The organism is Rheinheimera lutimaris (genome assembly GCF_013283795.1).
GTDB lineage: Bacteria > Pseudomonadota > Gammaproteobacteria > Enterobacterales > Alteromonadaceae > Alishewanella > Alishewanella lutimaris.
Genome location: NZ_JABSOD010000013.1, coordinates 1 through 15,182, shown reverse-complemented (window position 1 = coordinate 15,182; position 15,182 = coordinate 1). Strand labels below are relative to the sequence as shown.

Annotated in this window: 17 protein-coding genes; 6 read left to right on the top strand and 11 right to left on the bottom strand. The window is 49.0% G+C overall.

Annotated features, from left to right (window positions below; all coding sequences use genetic code 11):
• Positions 1-49 precede the first annotated feature (49 nt).
• Complete coding sequence (gene fdxA, locus HRH59_RS13035) at positions 50-376, top strand: ferredoxin FdxA (protein WP_173501714.1); 327 nt, start codon at positions 50-52, stop codon at positions 374-376.
• A 7-nt stretch (positions 377-383) separates the two neighbouring features.
• On the opposite strand, the gene HRH59_RS13030 is transcribed toward fdxA, so the two are convergent.
• The 3 genes from HRH59_RS13030 to HRH59_RS13020 all read right to left on the bottom strand — a co-directional run bounded on the left by HRH59_RS13030 (position 384) and on the right by HRH59_RS13020 (position 3,010).
• Positions 384-524, bottom strand: coding sequence for a DUF3149 domain-containing protein (locus tag HRH59_RS13030; protein ID WP_173501713.1), 141 nt, complete (start codon positions 522-524; stop codon positions 384-386).
• A 76-nt stretch (positions 525-600) separates the two neighbouring features.
• The gene (locus HRH59_RS13025) at positions 601-1,089 is read right to left on the bottom strand and encodes a TIGR02444 family protein (RefSeq protein WP_173501712.1); all 489 of its coding nucleotides are present in this window, start codon (positions 1,087-1,089) and stop codon (positions 601-603) included.
• A gap of 13 nt (positions 1,090-1,102) precedes the next feature.
• A complete protein-coding gene (locus tag HRH59_RS13020; RefSeq protein WP_173501711.1) occupies positions 1,103-3,010 on the bottom strand; it encodes an ATP-binding cassette domain-containing protein in 1,908 nt (635 codons plus the stop codon).
• Between the two features lie 103 nt (positions 3,011-3,113).
• Here HRH59_RS13020 and HRH59_RS13015 point away from each other — a divergent pair, with 103 nt between their 5' ends.
• Positions 3,114-3,320 (top strand): YheV family putative zinc ribbon protein, encoded by a 207-nt coding sequence (locus HRH59_RS13015; protein WP_173501710.1) that lies wholly within the window; start codon positions 3,114-3,116, stop codon positions 3,318-3,320.
• 147 nt (positions 3,321-3,467) lie between these two features.
• On the opposite strand, the gene HRH59_RS13010 is transcribed toward HRH59_RS13015, so the two are convergent.
• Both HRH59_RS13010 and HRH59_RS13005 read right to left on the bottom strand, forming a co-directional pair.
• Positions 3,468-3,695: a SlyX family protein gene (locus HRH59_RS13010; RefSeq protein WP_173501709.1), complete on the bottom strand. Its 228-nt coding sequence runs from the start codon at positions 3,693-3,695 to the stop codon at positions 3,468-3,470.
• Positions 3,682-4,593 (bottom strand): WD40 repeat domain-containing protein, encoded by a 912-nt coding sequence (locus tag HRH59_RS13005; RefSeq protein WP_331460184.1) that lies wholly within the window; start codon positions 4,591-4,593, stop codon positions 3,682-3,684. Before HRH59_RS13005 ends, HRH59_RS13010 begins: the two co-directional genes overlap by 14 nt.
• 174 nt (positions 4,594-4,767) lie before the next feature.
• On the opposite strand from HRH59_RS13005, the gene fkpA reads away from it, so the two are divergent.
• A complete protein-coding gene (fkpA, locus tag HRH59_RS13000; RefSeq protein ID WP_173501707.1) occupies positions 4,768-5,499 on the top strand; it encodes an FKBP-type peptidyl-prolyl cis-trans isomerase in 732 nt (243 codons plus the stop codon).
• Positions 5,500-5,550: 51 nt separating this feature from the next.
• On the opposite strand, the gene rsd is transcribed toward fkpA, so the two are convergent.
• A complete protein-coding gene (gene rsd / locus HRH59_RS12995) occupies positions 5,551-6,036 on the bottom strand; it encodes a sigma D regulator (protein WP_173501706.1) in 486 nt (161 codons plus the stop codon).
• A gap of 145 nt (positions 6,037-6,181) precedes the next feature.
• On the opposite strand from rsd, the gene nudC reads away from it, so the two are divergent.
• Together nudC and hemE are read left to right on the top strand one after the other, a co-directional pair.
• Complete coding sequence (gene nudC, locus HRH59_RS12990) at positions 6,182-6,976, top strand: NAD(+) diphosphatase (protein WP_173501705.1); 795 nt, start codon at positions 6,182-6,184, stop codon at positions 6,974-6,976.
• Positions 6,977-7,274: 298 nt separating this feature from the next.
• A complete protein-coding gene (gene hemE, locus HRH59_RS12985; protein WP_173501704.1) occupies positions 7,275-8,354 on the top strand; it encodes a uroporphyrinogen decarboxylase in 1,080 nt (359 codons plus the stop codon).
• Positions 8,355-8,390: 36 nt separating this feature from the next.
• Here hemE and HRH59_RS12980 read toward each other — a convergent pair whose 3' ends face one another.
• The 3 genes from HRH59_RS12980 to HRH59_RS12970 form a co-directional block, all read right to left on the bottom strand.
• A complete protein-coding gene (locus HRH59_RS12980; protein WP_173501703.1) occupies positions 8,391-9,755 on the bottom strand; it encodes a TonB family protein in 1,365 nt (454 codons plus the stop codon).
• Between the two features lie 127 nt (positions 9,756-9,882).
• A complete protein-coding gene (gene sthA, locus HRH59_RS12975; protein ID WP_173501702.1) occupies positions 9,883-11,307 on the bottom strand; it encodes a Si-specific NAD(P)(+) transhydrogenase in 1,425 nt (474 codons plus the stop codon).
• An 84-nt stretch (positions 11,308-11,391) separates the two neighbouring features.
• The gene (locus tag HRH59_RS12970) at positions 11,392-12,510 is read right to left on the bottom strand and encodes an acyl-CoA desaturase (RefSeq protein WP_173501701.1); all 1,119 of its coding nucleotides are present in this window, start codon (positions 12,508-12,510) and stop codon (positions 11,392-11,394) included.
• A gap of 99 nt (positions 12,511-12,609) precedes the next feature.
• Here HRH59_RS12970 and fabR point away from each other — a divergent pair, with 99 nt between their 5' ends.
• Positions 12,610-13,218, top strand: a complete 609-nt coding sequence (gene fabR, locus HRH59_RS12965; protein ID WP_173501700.1) for an HTH-type transcriptional repressor FabR — start codon at positions 12,610-12,612, stop codon at positions 13,216-13,218.
• Positions 13,219-13,241: 23 nt separating this feature from the next.
• On the opposite strand, the gene trmA is transcribed toward fabR, so the two are convergent.
• Together trmA and HRH59_RS12955 are read right to left on the bottom strand one after the other, a co-directional pair.
• The gene (trmA, locus tag HRH59_RS12960; protein ID WP_173501699.1) at positions 13,242-14,339 is read right to left on the bottom strand and encodes a tRNA (uridine(54)-C5)-methyltransferase TrmA; all 1,098 of its coding nucleotides are present in this window, start codon (positions 14,337-14,339) and stop codon (positions 13,242-13,244) included.
• A 132-nt stretch (positions 14,340-14,471) separates the two neighbouring features.
• Entirely contained in the window at positions 14,472-14,963 is a 492-nt protein-coding gene (locus tag HRH59_RS12955) for an RNA-binding protein (RefSeq protein WP_173501698.1), read from the bottom strand.
• Between the last annotated feature and the right edge of the window lie 219 nt (positions 14,964-15,182).

The following is a 15,182-nucleotide window of genomic DNA, read 5'->3' as shown; positions in this document are numbered from 1 at the left end:
ACAGCGCTGCAGTATGATCGCCAGCCTGAAACAATAGGAGCCGACACAGATGGCCTTTGTGGTGCTGGATAACTGTATAAAGTGCAAATACACCGACTGCGTAGCCGTATGTCCGGTGGACGCCTTTTTTGAAGGCCCGAACTTTTTGGCAATAGATCCGGTAATTTGTATTGATTGCGGCTTATGCGAGCCGGAATGCCCCGCCAACGCTATAGTGCAGCAAGATAAGGTGCCGGCAGAACAGCAGGGCTTTATTCAGCTGAATGCCGAACTGTCAGCAGTATGGCCGAATATCCGTGAAGTAAAACCGGCGCCAACCGACGCCGATGCCTGGAACGGCGTACCGGACAAACTGCAATACCTTGAAATAGACTAGGCTGTGCTTATTTGCCGTCGGGTTGCTCGTGCTCCACTTTGTAAACAAAGTACACGGCGTAAAAAATACACAGGCCAATCACAATCGCCAAACCGGTAAATGAGATAAAAATTACCGGATCGTTTAAAAACTCCTGCCACAGGTTCATAACTTAGCCCTCTTGCTGTGTTGTTACAGCAAGTGTAGGTAACGCAATAACCGGCTTAACTGATACAGATCAAAGATTAGCTGCTGTGCTGATTTAACCTTTTGCAGGCTTGACGCAGATCAAGTATTTGCATTGCCAGCGCGTCGATATCAGCGTTGAGTTGGGCTAAATACAGCTTCAACAAAGACGTGCTACCGGCGGTTAATGGTGGGCAGTGTTGCAGCAGCAGCTGTTGTTCCAGCTTTTCCAGTTCCAGCTCGGCTTGCAGCAACGCCTGTTTTAACGTCTGCTGTTGTGCCGGCAGTAGCGGGGCTGCAGCGCTGTTTTGTCGCAGCGTGCGCAGTGGCCTGGTAAATTGAGCGCTGAAGTTGTCCAATTTCGCTGCCAATTGCTGCAGCTCAGAAGCGCTTAAACTAAGCTGTTGTTGCTCTAAATAACACAGCAACAGCAGCAGGTTAACGTTGGCGCCAAGCTGATCCTGCCACTGCAAGCACAGCGATTTAACCTGCGGATATAGCTGGAGGCTAAATTGCCACAGCTGTTCCGCGCTTATCTGCTCAGCCATTTTGCTCTGATTGTTAAGCATTGTTCTGCCAAAACTGCGCGGTTTTTTGCTCCAGTTCGTCCTGTGCCATAAACCAGTCTTCTTCAATACTGGCCAGGCTACTGCTGGCGCTGGCTTGTTTCGCCAGCAATTCGGTCAGCTCGGCCTTACGTTTGGCATCGTATATATCCGGGTCGGCCATTTTATCTTCTACTGCCGCCAGTTCTTTGGTCAGCTTTTCTTGCTGTTGTTCAAGCTTTTCTACTTTTTGCTTTAAAGGCCTGAGCAAATTACGTAGCTCGGCTTCCAGCCGTTTTTGATCTTTACGCACTACATTGCTGCTGGCCGGTGTGTCGGCCTGAGCGGCATTGGCTGTTTGCCGTGCATCTTGCTGCAGCCATTGGTAATAGTCGGCCAAATCACCATCAAAGGGTGCTACGCGGCCATTGGCCACTAAATAGAATTCGTCGGTACAGCTGCTGAGTAAGTGGCGATCGTGCGATACAATCACGATAGCGCCCTCAAACTCCTGCAGCGCCATTACAATGGCTTCGCGCATATCTAAGTCGAGGTGGTTGGTCGGTTCATCCAGTAGCAACAGGTTAGGACGCTGATACACGATTAACGCTAACACCAAACGGGCTTTTTCGCCGCCGGAAAACGGGGCGCAGGCTTCCAATGCTTTGTCGCCGTGAAAGCCAAAGCCGCCTAAAAAGTCGCGTAGTTTTTGCTCCGGCACCAGCGGGTCTAACCGCACCAGATGTTGTAGCGGCGAATCTTGCGGCCGCAGCGTTTCCAGCTGATGCTGGGCAAAGTAGCCCAAACTTACGCCATTGGCATACCATACATCACCGCTTTGCGGTGTCATGCTGCCGGACAACAGCTTAATTAAGGTAGACTTACCGGCGCCGTTGCGGCCGAGCAAACCAATGCGGCTGCCCGGTAACAGCTGGAATTTAATCTGGCTTAAAATAACCTTGTCGGCATAACCGGCCTGGACATTATCCATTTTCAGCAGCGGGTTAGGCAGGGCTTTGGGTTCGCGGAAACTAAAGCTGAACGGCGAATCAACATGCGCCGGTGCCAATATTGTCATCCGCTCCAGCGCTTTTATCCGGCTTTGTGCCTGACGGGCTTTAGTGGCCTGCGCTTTAAAACGGTCAATAAACTTCTGCAGATGCGCCACCTGGCGTTGCTGCTTGTCGAAATTAGCCTGATGCTGTGATAACTGCTCGGCGCGCTGGCGCTCAAACTGACTGTAGTTGCCTTTGTATAACGTTAGCGTTTGCCGTTCGATATGCACGATATTGTCGGTAACCGCATCGAGAAAATCGCGGTCGTGGCTGATCAGCAGCAAGGTGCCCTGATAATTGGCCAGGTATTTTTCCAGCCACAGCACGGCGTCTAAGTCGAGGTGGTTGGTGGGTTCATCCAGCAACAACAGCTCAGCGCGTTGCATTAGGGCGCGGGCCAGGTTTAACCGCATGCGCCAACCACCGGAGAAAGATTTCACGGCTTGCTGCTGCGCGTTGCCGCTAAAGCCGAGGCCATCAAGCAAAATACCGGCTTTGGCTTCCGCGCGATAGCCATCTAAAGCTTCAATTTGCAGATGGATTGCCGCCAGATCAGATTCGCTGCAACCGGTACGCACTTTCAGCAACAGTGGAAACAGCTTTTCATCACCCTGTAATACATAATCCATGGCGCTGCAATCAAGTGCCGGGGTTTCCTGGGCTACAGTGGAGATATGCCAACCTGAGGGTATATTGACGGAGCCGGCGTCGGCGTGCAGTTTATTTTGCAACAGAGCAAATAAGCTGGATTTACCACAGCCGTTGGCACCGACAATTCCCACCTTTTGCCCCGGAAATACGGTAAGATCGGCGCCCTGAAACAAACACTGAATACCGCGGCGCAATTCGACCTGTTGAAGCTGGATCATGTTTTATCCTGTGTACTGAATTGGGTTGCTAATTTACCCGTATAACGCCAACAAACCAAGGCTTGGCGGATAAAATCGCCGTGGTAACCTGATGAGGTGCGATATGACAACACGTAAAAAGAAACGTTTTATTGCCGGGGCCAGCTGCCCGAAATGCAAGGCAGTAGATACCATGATGTTGTTTCTGGAAAATAATGTCGAAAAAGTCGAATGCGTAGAGTGCGGCCACCAGATGGTGCAGCCCGAGGCGCAGATAGCCAAAGCCAGCCGCGCCGCCGAGCAGGTTATTGGTGTGTTTAAGCCGGAATAACACAAGCAAGGTTAAACTTTGCGAGAACAGGGTTGCCCACACCAACACGCCGTAAACCCATCCCTGGGGGCTCGATTCGGCCATCCTGGCCTGCAACGGTTGGCTTAGAGCAACCCTATTCTCTCAGATAGACTAATAACGCAGTACTTAGTAATGCGGCGGTGGTGGTTCTTCCTCCGGCCGTAATATGCCCTGATCATCCGGCAAGTTCCGTAGTTTTTCTGCCAACAACATTACCTGCTGCGACAAGCGGTCTATGCGCTTCTGGTGCTCAAGCAATTCATTGCTTAAGCTGTTTACCGTGTCTTCCTGAAACGCCAATTTGCTTTCCAGTTCGACAATATGCAGCTGTAATTCCTGCTCACTTGGTGTCATGTGTTATCTCCCATACTTCGGCTATGCCACTGGAGCTTTCGCTTATCAACTGTTGATCATTTAAAAATGCTACCGCGTGCACTACTGCACTGGGCGGGCGGCTGTCGGCTTTTACGCCTACTTGCCATTGTTGTAACTCGCGGCCGGTTTGTACATCCCATAACGCCAGTTTACGGGTTGGGGCACCGGTAGCCAGATACTTGCCGTCGGCACTGAAACTAACAGCACTGAACACCTGCTGGCGCGCAATAAATTGCAGCTTGCTGACTAATTGGCCTGTTTGGATATCCCAAATTTGGGCTGAGTCCTGGCTGTCAGCAGTAAAGGCATAACGGCCTTGCGGGTCCAGCGCAACCTTAGTTACCCGGCTCGGATGGCTGAAGCTATACAGAATTTGCGCGCTTTGGGTATCCCACAAATGCGCTTTATAGTCATTGCCGCCGGTTAAGGCGTAACGGCCGTTTGGAGACATCGCGACACTGTTTACGCGTTCGGTATGGCCCAGAAACTCCAGGCGCCGGCCGGAAGACAGGGTAATATGCTGTACGCCACCATTACTTTTACCAATCAGCAAATGTGCACCGTTATCCGACACGGCGACATCACGCACGGTAGCGGCATCCAGCTGCCAGAAACCTGCGTTCTCACCGTTACTTATCTGCCACAGTGCGTAAGTGTTTTGGTCGGCGGTTAATACGTGGCTGTTGTTATTGCTGATCGCCAGGCTGAACACCAGGTTTTCTACCTCGTCCTGATGTTTCCATTGGTACTTCAGTGCGTTGGCTTGTAAATCCCATAAGGCGACACCATCCTGAATAGACGAAACTGCGGCATAGCGGCCATCAGCGGACAGGGCGGCAGCGTAACTGCCTTGTGCTACGTGTGGAAACTGCTGCACTGGGGCTGTTGATGTTAATTTTTCACAGCCGGTAAGCAATAACAGTAGAAAAAAACCGGGATATTTCATGTCGGGTGTTAACCTCATCCGCACAAACCGTTAGTATAGGTCAGTTCATTGGACACTATTAAAACATACTTTTGCAGCCTGGCTGCGTAAATCTTGGAGAACAGAATGCGCTTAGTTACCAAAATGTCACTGGTTGCAGTGGCCGTTATTACTCTGGCAGCTTGCCAGAAAGAAACCGCACAACAGCCGGTAGTACTGGATACTGATGCGGCAAAACAGTCTTACAGTTTAGGTGTGTCGGTAGGCAGCTATCTGGACAGCACCCTGGTTGAATATAACAACATGGGCTTGTCACTGGACAGTGCTTTGATTTTACGCGGTGTGCAGGATTCTATTGCGAAGAAAACCGCACTGAGTGAAGAAGAAGTACAAACAATGATGGCTGCACTGGAAGAACAATTCCGCGAGAAACAAACAGCTATCGCTGACGCTGAAGCGGCACAGGCTGTTGCAGCTGGTAAAACCTACTTAGAAGAAAATGCTAAGAAGGAAGGCGTTGCGGTAACTGAATCCGGTTTGCAATATGAAGTGTTGCAAGCAGCAGAAGGTGCTAAACCGGCTGCAACTGACACGGTAAAAGTGCATTACACCGGTACCCTGGTAGACGGCACCAAGTTCGACAGCTCACATGACCGTGGCGAGCCGGCACAGTTCCCGTTAAACCGCGTAATTCCGGGCTGGACTGAAGGTGTGCAGCTGATGAATGTGGGCTCTAAATACAAGTTCACTATTCCGGCAGAGCTGGCTTACGGTGAACGTGATATGGGCGTCATTAAGCCAAACAGCGTGCTGGTATTTGAAGTAGAGCTGCTGGAAATTGTAACGGCAACTGAATAATTTGCGGTTAAACCAAAAAAAGCGGCCATAGCCGCTTTTTTTGGTTTTATATCAAGCTGATACGCTGGTGTCGGTGTGTTTCTCGTACAGGGTGTTAATTAACTCATCTTCGTATTCAAAGCGTTCTTCCAGGGCCTGACCCAGAGCAGATAGCTCACGGTCAAAAGCGGCACTGTGGCGCGTACTTAAATGATCAGCATATAAATCGTTAAAGTTTAGTGCCAGGTCGGTAGACACGGCAATTTTCGGATACAGGCTGTCAGCCAGCTTGCGGCTGTCGGTGCCATTAACTGCGCATTCCGACACTATGCGTTCGTATACCTCAAAGTGTCCGGCCGACAGATAATCTACCATCAGCTGACAAAACTCCTGCACCGCCGCCTGAGCAGGCAATGTCGTGCGTTTGGTGTCAAAAGGTGGCAATGCTGCCAGTTTACAATAACTGACGATGAGCTGCTGCCGTTCTTCCAGCCAGTTGTCGATGGCGGTAAGTGAGCCACCCCATTTTTTTTGCGCGGTCTGCACACGGGTGTACATTGCCTTCTCCTTAGGTGCAGCGGCTGTGCTGCAGTAATCTCTAATTAAATGAATTTTGCTGCAAAGATCAACCGTTTTTTTATTGGTCAGCCCAGTGAACGGCATTATGATAGCGTGAAATACAGAGTACAGCACGGGTAGGGGTATGATCAAACATAGTATGGCGCTAAAGGCAAATCAGCACGGCACCTGGCTGGTAGTAAACCGCGGACGGATTTGGCTCAATGCTGAGCGCAGCTTACCAAACGGTGCTTTTGACGACCTGGCTTTATCGGCAGAGCCGGAACAGATTTGTTGGTTGGGTAAGCTGGCCGGCCACGATGCGTATTTGCTGATAAACCATGACCATATAGCCGACGAAACACAGTGGGTATCGCCGCGTGAGCTGCTGGCTGAGGGCGAAGAGATATTTCAGCTGGCTGCCCGCGCAGTGCAGGTTGCGCTGTTTTTACAAACGCACCGTTTTTGTGGCCAGTGTGGCAGCGCTATGCATCTGGTGCACTGGGAGCTGGCAATGTTATGCAGTAAATGCGGACACCGCTGTTATCCGCGTATTGCGCCTTGTGTACTGGTAGGCATTATTAAAGACGATAAAGTGTTATTGGCGCGATCTAACCGGCACCGGCCGGGGTTCTTTTCGATTCTGGCCGGTTTTGTTGAATCGGCAGAAACGCTGGAGCAAGCCGCGGTGCGCGAGGTAAAAGAAGAAGTGGGTGTGGATATTTGCAATCTACGTTATGTTGGCAGCCAGCCGTGGCCTTTCCCGCATTCATTGATGACCGGCTTTATTGCTGACTACGCCGGCGGCGATATTGTTTGTCAGCCGCAAGAGATAGAAGAAGCGCATTGGTTTTCTCTGGATGCGCTGCCGGAGGTGCCGCCGCTTGAGACGTTATCAGGACAAATTATTCATCAGTTGCAGCAAATCGCAGGCAAATAAAAAGTTTTCCGGAAAGATTTATAACAATGCCCAGCATCGGCCTGTAAGGGCTTTCGCCATGGATGGCAGAAAATAAAAAAGCCACATAAAGTGGCTTAACTAAATTTTTCGCGTGGTCCCGTTTATACGGGCTTCTTACTGGTTATTCTTCACTAGCGCAGCAATGTTATAGCAGATACCCGGGTTGATGGCAAGCATTGGCCGGAAAAAACCTGAACACAGCATTTACCGTTAAAACATAGTCGCTGCCGCCACACAATGCTAAAATGGCGCCAATCGAGTGAATGGCGGATACAATATGCAATTACAGAATGATCGTTACCTCAGAGCTTTGCTAAAACAGCCGGTAGACAGAACTCCGGTATGGATGATGCGCCAAGCCGGCCGTTACTTGCCGGAATACCGTGCTACCCGTGCTCAGGCAGGTGACTTTATGTCACTGTGCAAAAACCCGGAGCTGGCATGCGAGGTGACTTTACAGCCACTGCGTCGTTATGCGTTAGACGCGGCGATTCTGTTCAGTGATATTCTGACCATTCCGGATGCAATGGGGTTAGGTTTGTATTTCGGCGAAGGCGAAGGGCCGAAATTTCAGCGACCTCTGCGCGACTTTGTTGATATTGCCAATTTACCGATCCCTGATCCTGAGCAAGAACTGCGTTATGTCATGGATGCGGTGCGTACTATTCGCCGCGAGCTGAATGGCAGCGTGCCGTTAATTGGCTTTTCCGGCAGCCCATGGACCTTAGCAACCTATATGGTTGAAGGCGGTGGCAGCAAGACATTCGGTATCATCAAAAAAATGATGTTTAGCGAACCGGAAGCACTGCACCTGCTGCTGGATAAACTGGCGCAAAGCGTAGTGTTATATTTGAATGCGCAAATCGCCGCTGGTGCTCAGTCTGTGATGATTTTTGATACCTGGGGTGGTGTATTAACACCGCGCGATTATCAGGAGTTTTCGTTAGGCTATATGCAGCAGATAGTTAACGGCTTAACCCGCGAGGCTGACGGCCGTAAAGTGCCGGTAACCCTGTTTACCAAAAACGGTGGTATGTGGCTGGAAACGATTGCCAATACCGGTTGTGATGCGCTGGGCTTAGATTGGACCATCAATATCGCTGACGCCAAAGCCCGTGTTGGCCATAAAGTGGCGTTGCAGGGGAATATGGACCCGTCTGTTTTGCTTGGCTCGCCGGAGCGTATTCGCCAGGAAGTTCAGATGATTTTGGATGGCTTTGGCCAAGGCAGCGGCCATGTGTTTAATTTAGGCCATGGTATTACGCCGGATGTTGATCCTGAGCGCGTCAGTGTGTTTATTGATGCGGTACATGCTTTTAGCCGCACTTATCATATGAGTACGGATATCAGCGAATAAATACTAAAAACCCCGGCAAGGTTGCCGGGGTTTTTGTTAGTTTGAGCCTGCGGCGGCAGTCTGATAATCCGCCAGTAAGTCTTCAAAGTTGGTAATGGCCCAGTTGCGGGCTTTAGCTTGCTCCAGCGCCTGGCGTAACATCGATTCTCCACGGCCTTGTTGGCCTAGTTCAATAAAAGCCACGCCGAGCGTGGATAACAGATTGGGATTATTAGCGTCTATAGTGCGGCCTTGCTCTGCCAGCCGGATAGCCTTTTGCGGGTCATGCAGTGTCGGGTCGTCAGATAATGCCAATAAGGCGGCGTATTCCGTAATAGCCGGCATATATTCTTTTAATGCGGCTACTTCCAAATAAGCTGCGGCTTTATGCGGGTCATAATTAACATTATTACTATCCAACAATTCCTGCGCCAGTAAGTACGCGGCTTTGGGATCGCCGCCATCGGCAGATATACCCAGCCAATTTATTGCTTTGCTCGGGTCGCGATCACAACCATTACCGGTAACCAAACACTGTGCCAGACGGTACTGCGCCGGTTGGTAGCTGTTTATCGCAGCTTGCAAATACCAGTTCAACGGTGCAGGGTCTTTAACAATATTATTTTCTGCCAATACTGCATAGAGGTACTGATACTTAGCCGATTCAGCTTCAGCAGCAGCAAGGATTGCATCAAGGTATTCCTGGTTATCGCGCTGAAACTTTCTGGTTTGAGTACCTGCAGACGACTTAATCTGGAAAGTGCGTGACTGCATTTCCAAACGCGTAGGCTCGCCATAAAGATTTTTCGGCGGTTCAAATCGCCAGCTGTTAACTGCTTTTAAAACAAATTCATTAATACCGTCGATGGGAAAAGACGCGATTATGTTGGCATTTTCTACACTACCATCTTCGGTTATGTCGTAATGTACTACCGCCCAGGCAGATACACCGGAACGTTCAAAGTACGCCGGATATTCAGGCTCCGGCGTATTTAGTGGTTTGGCTCTTATATCGTTACTAACGTAGCGGTTGGCGCTGGGGTAGAGGTTAGCAGCAAGAGCATCTTTGCCAAATTGATTGCTTAATGCAGTGTAGACTTCTTTACCTTCCCGTCTTGACTCCAGTTTAGTGCGCAGCATGCGATATTGCTTTTCTGCCAGCGGATGCTCACGCTCACGGCTAATTAATGTCCATGCATAAGCAAGGTTCATATCCGGGTCAACACCCAAGCCTTCAGCGTACATGCGGGATAATAAAAACTGTGCTTCCAGATGACCGAGCTCTGCCAGGGTTTCCAACTGGGGTTTGGCCAGCGCATATTCCTGCTTATCAAATAAGGCTTTAGCCGTTGGAAAGTCAGCCAGCGCTTGCCATGACAGCGCAAAAAACAGCAACCCCAAACCATACCGAAGCTGTATCATAAAACCCCACCACACTGTTTATTTAGTTATTATGCATTTGAGTTTACAACGATTTATCAGGCAAAACAAAATTAAATATCAGTATAAACGTAATGTAAGTATATTGATTAATATCAAAGGCTTACCACTAGAATAGCCGGTTTAGGCCATTTAGGGCCGCCACGCGGTACGCTTCGGCCATCGTAGGATAGTTAAAGGTAGTATGCACAAAATATTCCAGTGTATTGCCGCCATTCTTCTGCATCATAATGGCCTGACCGATATGTACAATTTCCGCCGCACGCTCACCGAAACAATGAATGCCCAATAATTCCAGTGTATCGCGGTGAAACAGTAACTTTAAGCTGCCAACACTGGTATTAGCAATTTGTGCGCGGGCCAAATGTTTAAACTGGGCTCTGCCTACCTCATAGGGGATCTTTGCTGCTGTGAGTTCTTGTTCGGTTTTGCCGACCGAGCTCATTTCCGGGATGGTATAGATCCCCGCCGGAATGTCGGCAATCAAATGTCCGTCGAGGTTGCCTTTAATAATGGCTTCGCCTGCCAATCTGCCCTGGTCGTATGCAGCGCTGGCTAAACTGGGGTAGCCAATAACGTCGCCCACAGCATATATATTGTCGATACTGGTTTGGTATTGTTTGTTTACCTTTACCAGACCGCGGCTGTCAGCATCTAAACCGATACCGGCAAGGTTAAGCATGTCGGTATTACCGGTGCGGCCATTAGCAAATAAAAAGCAATCGGCTTTCATTTTTTTGCCGGATTTAAGATGCAACACGACGCCGTCTTCTTTACCTTCGATGCGGTCAAACTCTTCGCCGTGGCGGATAGTCATACCGGAATTCCAAAAGTGATAACTTAACGAATCAGAAATTTCGGCATCCATAAAAGACAGCAGGCGGTCACGGGTATTGACCAAGTCAACCCGTACACCCAAGCCGCGGAAAATAGAGGCATATTCACAACCAATAACGCCGGCGCCATAAATGATAATATGCTTGGGATCATGCGCCAGAGACAAAATGGTGTCTGAGTCATAGATACGGCTGTGGTTAAAATCGACTTCGGCCGGCCGGTAAGGTCTTGAACCGGTAGCAATGACGATAGTTTTGGCACTGAGCTCAAAACTACTGCCGTCATCACTGTTGATATTTAAATGGTGGTTGTCGATAAAGCGGGCTTCACCCTGATATATCTTTACCTGATTACGGTCGTAGAAACCGGTTCTCAACTGCACTTGTTTGCGGATCACGCCGGCAGCATGTTTCAGAATTTGCGAGAATGTTAGTTTGGTATGCTGATCGTCTAATTGAAATAACGGGTTCTCTTTAAATTCAATCAGCCGGCTGACAGAGTGCCGCAATGCTTTTGACGGTATGGTGCCCCAATGAGTACAGCCACCACCAACAGATTGATAGCGCTCTATCGCGGCAACCTTCAGCCCGCTTTTAGCCAGATACATGGCGGCACCTTCACCGCCGGGGCCGGTGCCTATAACAATGGCGTCAAAATCAAAGCTGGCTTTTTTTGTAGTAGCTTTTTTTGCACTCACGGCTTTATCTCACTGATTTACTAAATGTAAGTTTGAGCATATCAGGTATCAGACACAAAAAAAGAGACCGAAGTCTCTTTTTTGTCAGCTGAATGCTGTTACCAGCCTTTGCCAGTGTTGTTGCTGCAGCTGCAGATGCTGCTTAAACTCGCCATAGCGCTGTTTAAAGTCTACTGCCTGATATTGGGCAACCAGCTGGTGCTTGCGTTGCAACAGCAACTGCTTTTTCAGCTGATAGTAATCTTGCATTCTTGCCAGCAACAACTCGTATTCATGCTCTAACAGCTGCAATAACTGCTCGGCATTAGGCCGTTGCTTAACGCTGGCAATAGCGCGTTGCAACTGCATTTTTGCCTTTGCCTGAGCAATACGCTCTTCCGGTACTACACGCAGGTTGCGGGTTAAACCCAACCAGGACGCTGTTTTAATAAACCATTTAGTGGGATCAAACTGATACCATTTAATACCGTTACGATAATCAGATTCAAAGATATGATGAAAATTATGGTAGCCCTCACCGTAGGTCAGAAAAGCCAGTACACCGTTGTCGCGCGCTGAATTCTGGTCAGTGTAAGGTTGCTTGCCCCAAATATGGGCCAGTGAGTTAATAAAGAAAGTGAAATGATGGCTCAGCACCAGGCGCAGTACACCGGCAGACAGTAACATACCGATAATATTGCCGCTGATAATACCTAACAGTAGCGGGATACCAAAGTTGGTAGCAATGGTAAGCAACAAATAGTTGCGATGCTGCCACATTACAATATTGTTCTTTTGCAGATCGCGGCAATTGTTATAACCAGGTTTTTCAACGCCAGGGTAGTCACGCAGCATCCAGCCCATATGGCTGTACCAAAAGCCCCGTCCGGCAGAGTACGGGTCTTTATCATTGTTATCGACATGGCGGTGATGTGCGCGATGATCCGCAGACCAATGCAACGCGCTGTTTTGCAGGGCAAAGGCGCCACCGATAGCGTAAGCCCATTGCAAAAATGGATGTGCGTCATAGGTTTTATGTGCCCACAACCGGTGGTAACCTGCTGTGATAGACATACCGCAGTAACCTAAGCATATAATAGTGGCCAATATTTCTGACCAACCAAAACCTACGGTTAACGCATACCATGGTACGCCGATAGCGGCCACCAGAGTTGTGATAGAGAATAGCAGGACGTTGGTCCAGATAATCGGTGCTTGTTTCATAAAGGGCCGCTTAGCTTACAACTGTTCGCTCATTCTACTGGTGATAACCCCGGGGTCAAGGTATAACATAACGATTTTTGCCGAATAAAGGGGGAATTTGTGTCAAGAGCCGAGCAAAAGGAGCGTACCCGTCGCGCGATTATCAATGCCGCTTTCTCTCAGTTAAGCGCAGATAAAAGCTTTGCCAGTTTAAGCTTGCGTGAAGTAGCCCGTGAAGCCGGTATTGCGCCCACCTCGTTTTATCGCCACTTTGCTGATATGGACGAGTTAGGCCTGACGTTAGTGGATGAGGCCGGCTTAATGCTACGCCAACTGATGCGTCAGGCGCGGCAGCGTATTGAGAAAAACGGCAGCGTGATCCGCACCTCAATTGAAACCTTTATGGAATTTGTTACCGGTAACAGTAATGTGTTTCGCTTACTGTTGCGTGAGCGCTCGGGCACGTCGGCGGCTTTCAGAAGTGCTGTGGCAAGGGAGATCCAGCATTTTGTTGCCGAGCTTGCCGAGTATCTGCGCAAAGAAACCATTTGCCCGGATGAATTGGCCCGCGCTCAGGCTGAAGCGATGGTAATACTGGTATTTCATACCGGTGCTGATGCGCTTGATGCGCCACCGGAGCAATATAGTTATTTAACCAGCCGTACCATTACACAACTACGTTGGTTAGCCCATGGTGCGGCCGGTTATGGCCGCAAAGCTAAAGTCTGATGGTGCCGGGTGCCAGGTGGCGGTTACGGGGTTGCGCGTTTTCTCAGCCAAACGCCGCTTTCAATATGATGAGTGTAAGGAAATTGGTCAAATACCGCCAGTTGCAGCACATCATGTGTTTTGCTTAACACCTTTAGGTTTTCTGCCAGTGTCTCCGGATTGCAGGATATATAAATAATATCATTAAAGCGGCTGACTAATTGCTCTGTGCCACTGTCCAATCCGGCGCGGGGTGGATCAACTAACACGGTATTCAGCTGCATACCGGCCAAATCCAGTTGCTTAAGTGTGCTGCCTTGCTGCAAAGCCGCCGTGACATCTTCGGCAGACATCTGCAATACCTGCAGGTTGTCGACCTTGTTCAGTGCAATGTTATATTGTGCTGATTTGATTGACGTGCGGGATATTTCCGTTGCGACCACTTTATTAAAGCAAGGAGACAGTGCCACCGAGAAATTACCGTTACCACAGTACAGTTCCAATAAATCCCCGGACAGTTGCTGTGCAATCTGCTTCGCCCAGCCCAACATATGGCGGTTTACTTCACCATTAGGCTGGGTAAAGCTGCCTTCTATTTGCTGATATTGCAATGTACTGCCATCCAGCTCAAATTGTTCGGTGACATAATCCGTGCTCACCATCAGCTTTTGCTTGCGTGAGCGACCGATAAGCTTCACCTTATAGTGCCCCGCCAGATTATCGGTTAACTGTTTGGCCTGCTCCAGCCAGCTGTTAGTAAGCGGGCGTTTATAAATAAGAGATACCAGCAGTTCGCCGGACAAGGTGGCCAGGTAATCGACCTGGTACAGTTTATAGCGTAGCTCATGATTAAATTGAATCTGCTTAAGCAACACTGGCATAAAGTCTGCGATCGTACGACAGGCTACCGGGAAGTGGTCAATTCGTACTTTATCACGTGTTTGTGGATCAAACATCGCGTGATAAATGTCATTCCCGTCGTGCCAGATGCGAAACTCGGCGCGCAGACGATAGTGAGCAGGCTCCGAGCAAAACACTTCTGCTGGTGGTGCATTAAAATCTGACAGCTGTTGCTGCACAGTTGCAACCTTGGCTTCAAGTTGCTGCGAATACTGTTCGGGGAAAACCTGACCTACGCTCATCTGTTACTCTGCTTAACCAAAACGATCATTTTAAGGCAGAGAACAGTTTGAGCCAACCTCGAATATTGCCGGGTTTACAGTTAGCAATAAAAAAGGGAAGCCGGAGCTTCCCTTATATACAGTGCAGGTGTGTTACTCCTCTGCGTCGTCGCTATCCTGACGCTCTTTAGCTTCCCGTACTTTTAATGTCCGCTCCTGAAAATTAAAGTCGTTTAACTTCTGGATCATTTTATTGCCGTCTTTAGCGGCCACCTCAACAAAACCAAAGCCACGGCGGCGACCTGTTTGACGATCTTTCATCAGACGTACATTAATAACAACACCAAAACGTTGAAATAACTCTTTCACGGCATCTTCGTTTGCACGATAAGGCAAGTTACCTACATATAAGGTAGTCGTATCACCTTTATAGTCACTTGCTGCCAAAGGTACTGCAGAAGAAGTCACAGCAGCACGGCCTTTCACATCAACCAGCACCGGCACCAATATACCGGCCAACATAATACCAATCACCACGAAAATTTCCTGAGCAAACCCCTGCACAGGAAGAAAGGCAAAGCCAAGATAAGCCAACACCGCTAATGCCAGTGTATACGGCAAAGAAGCACGTAAAGTGGGTAACATAATCATATCCTAAGCACTTAGTTCTATTTATCGGAATGCTTTAATAAGATAAAGCAGCCTTATCTTAGCGGTTAAGTAATAAACCGCAACCATAAACAACAGCTTGTTTGCAGTCAATTTGCAGCTAAAACATGCAAAAAGCGCATTTAGTAAGCAAACGACACGTAAAACCTCATTTTTACTAAATAACCGCTTGCAGGTATTTCAAAACGCCCTATA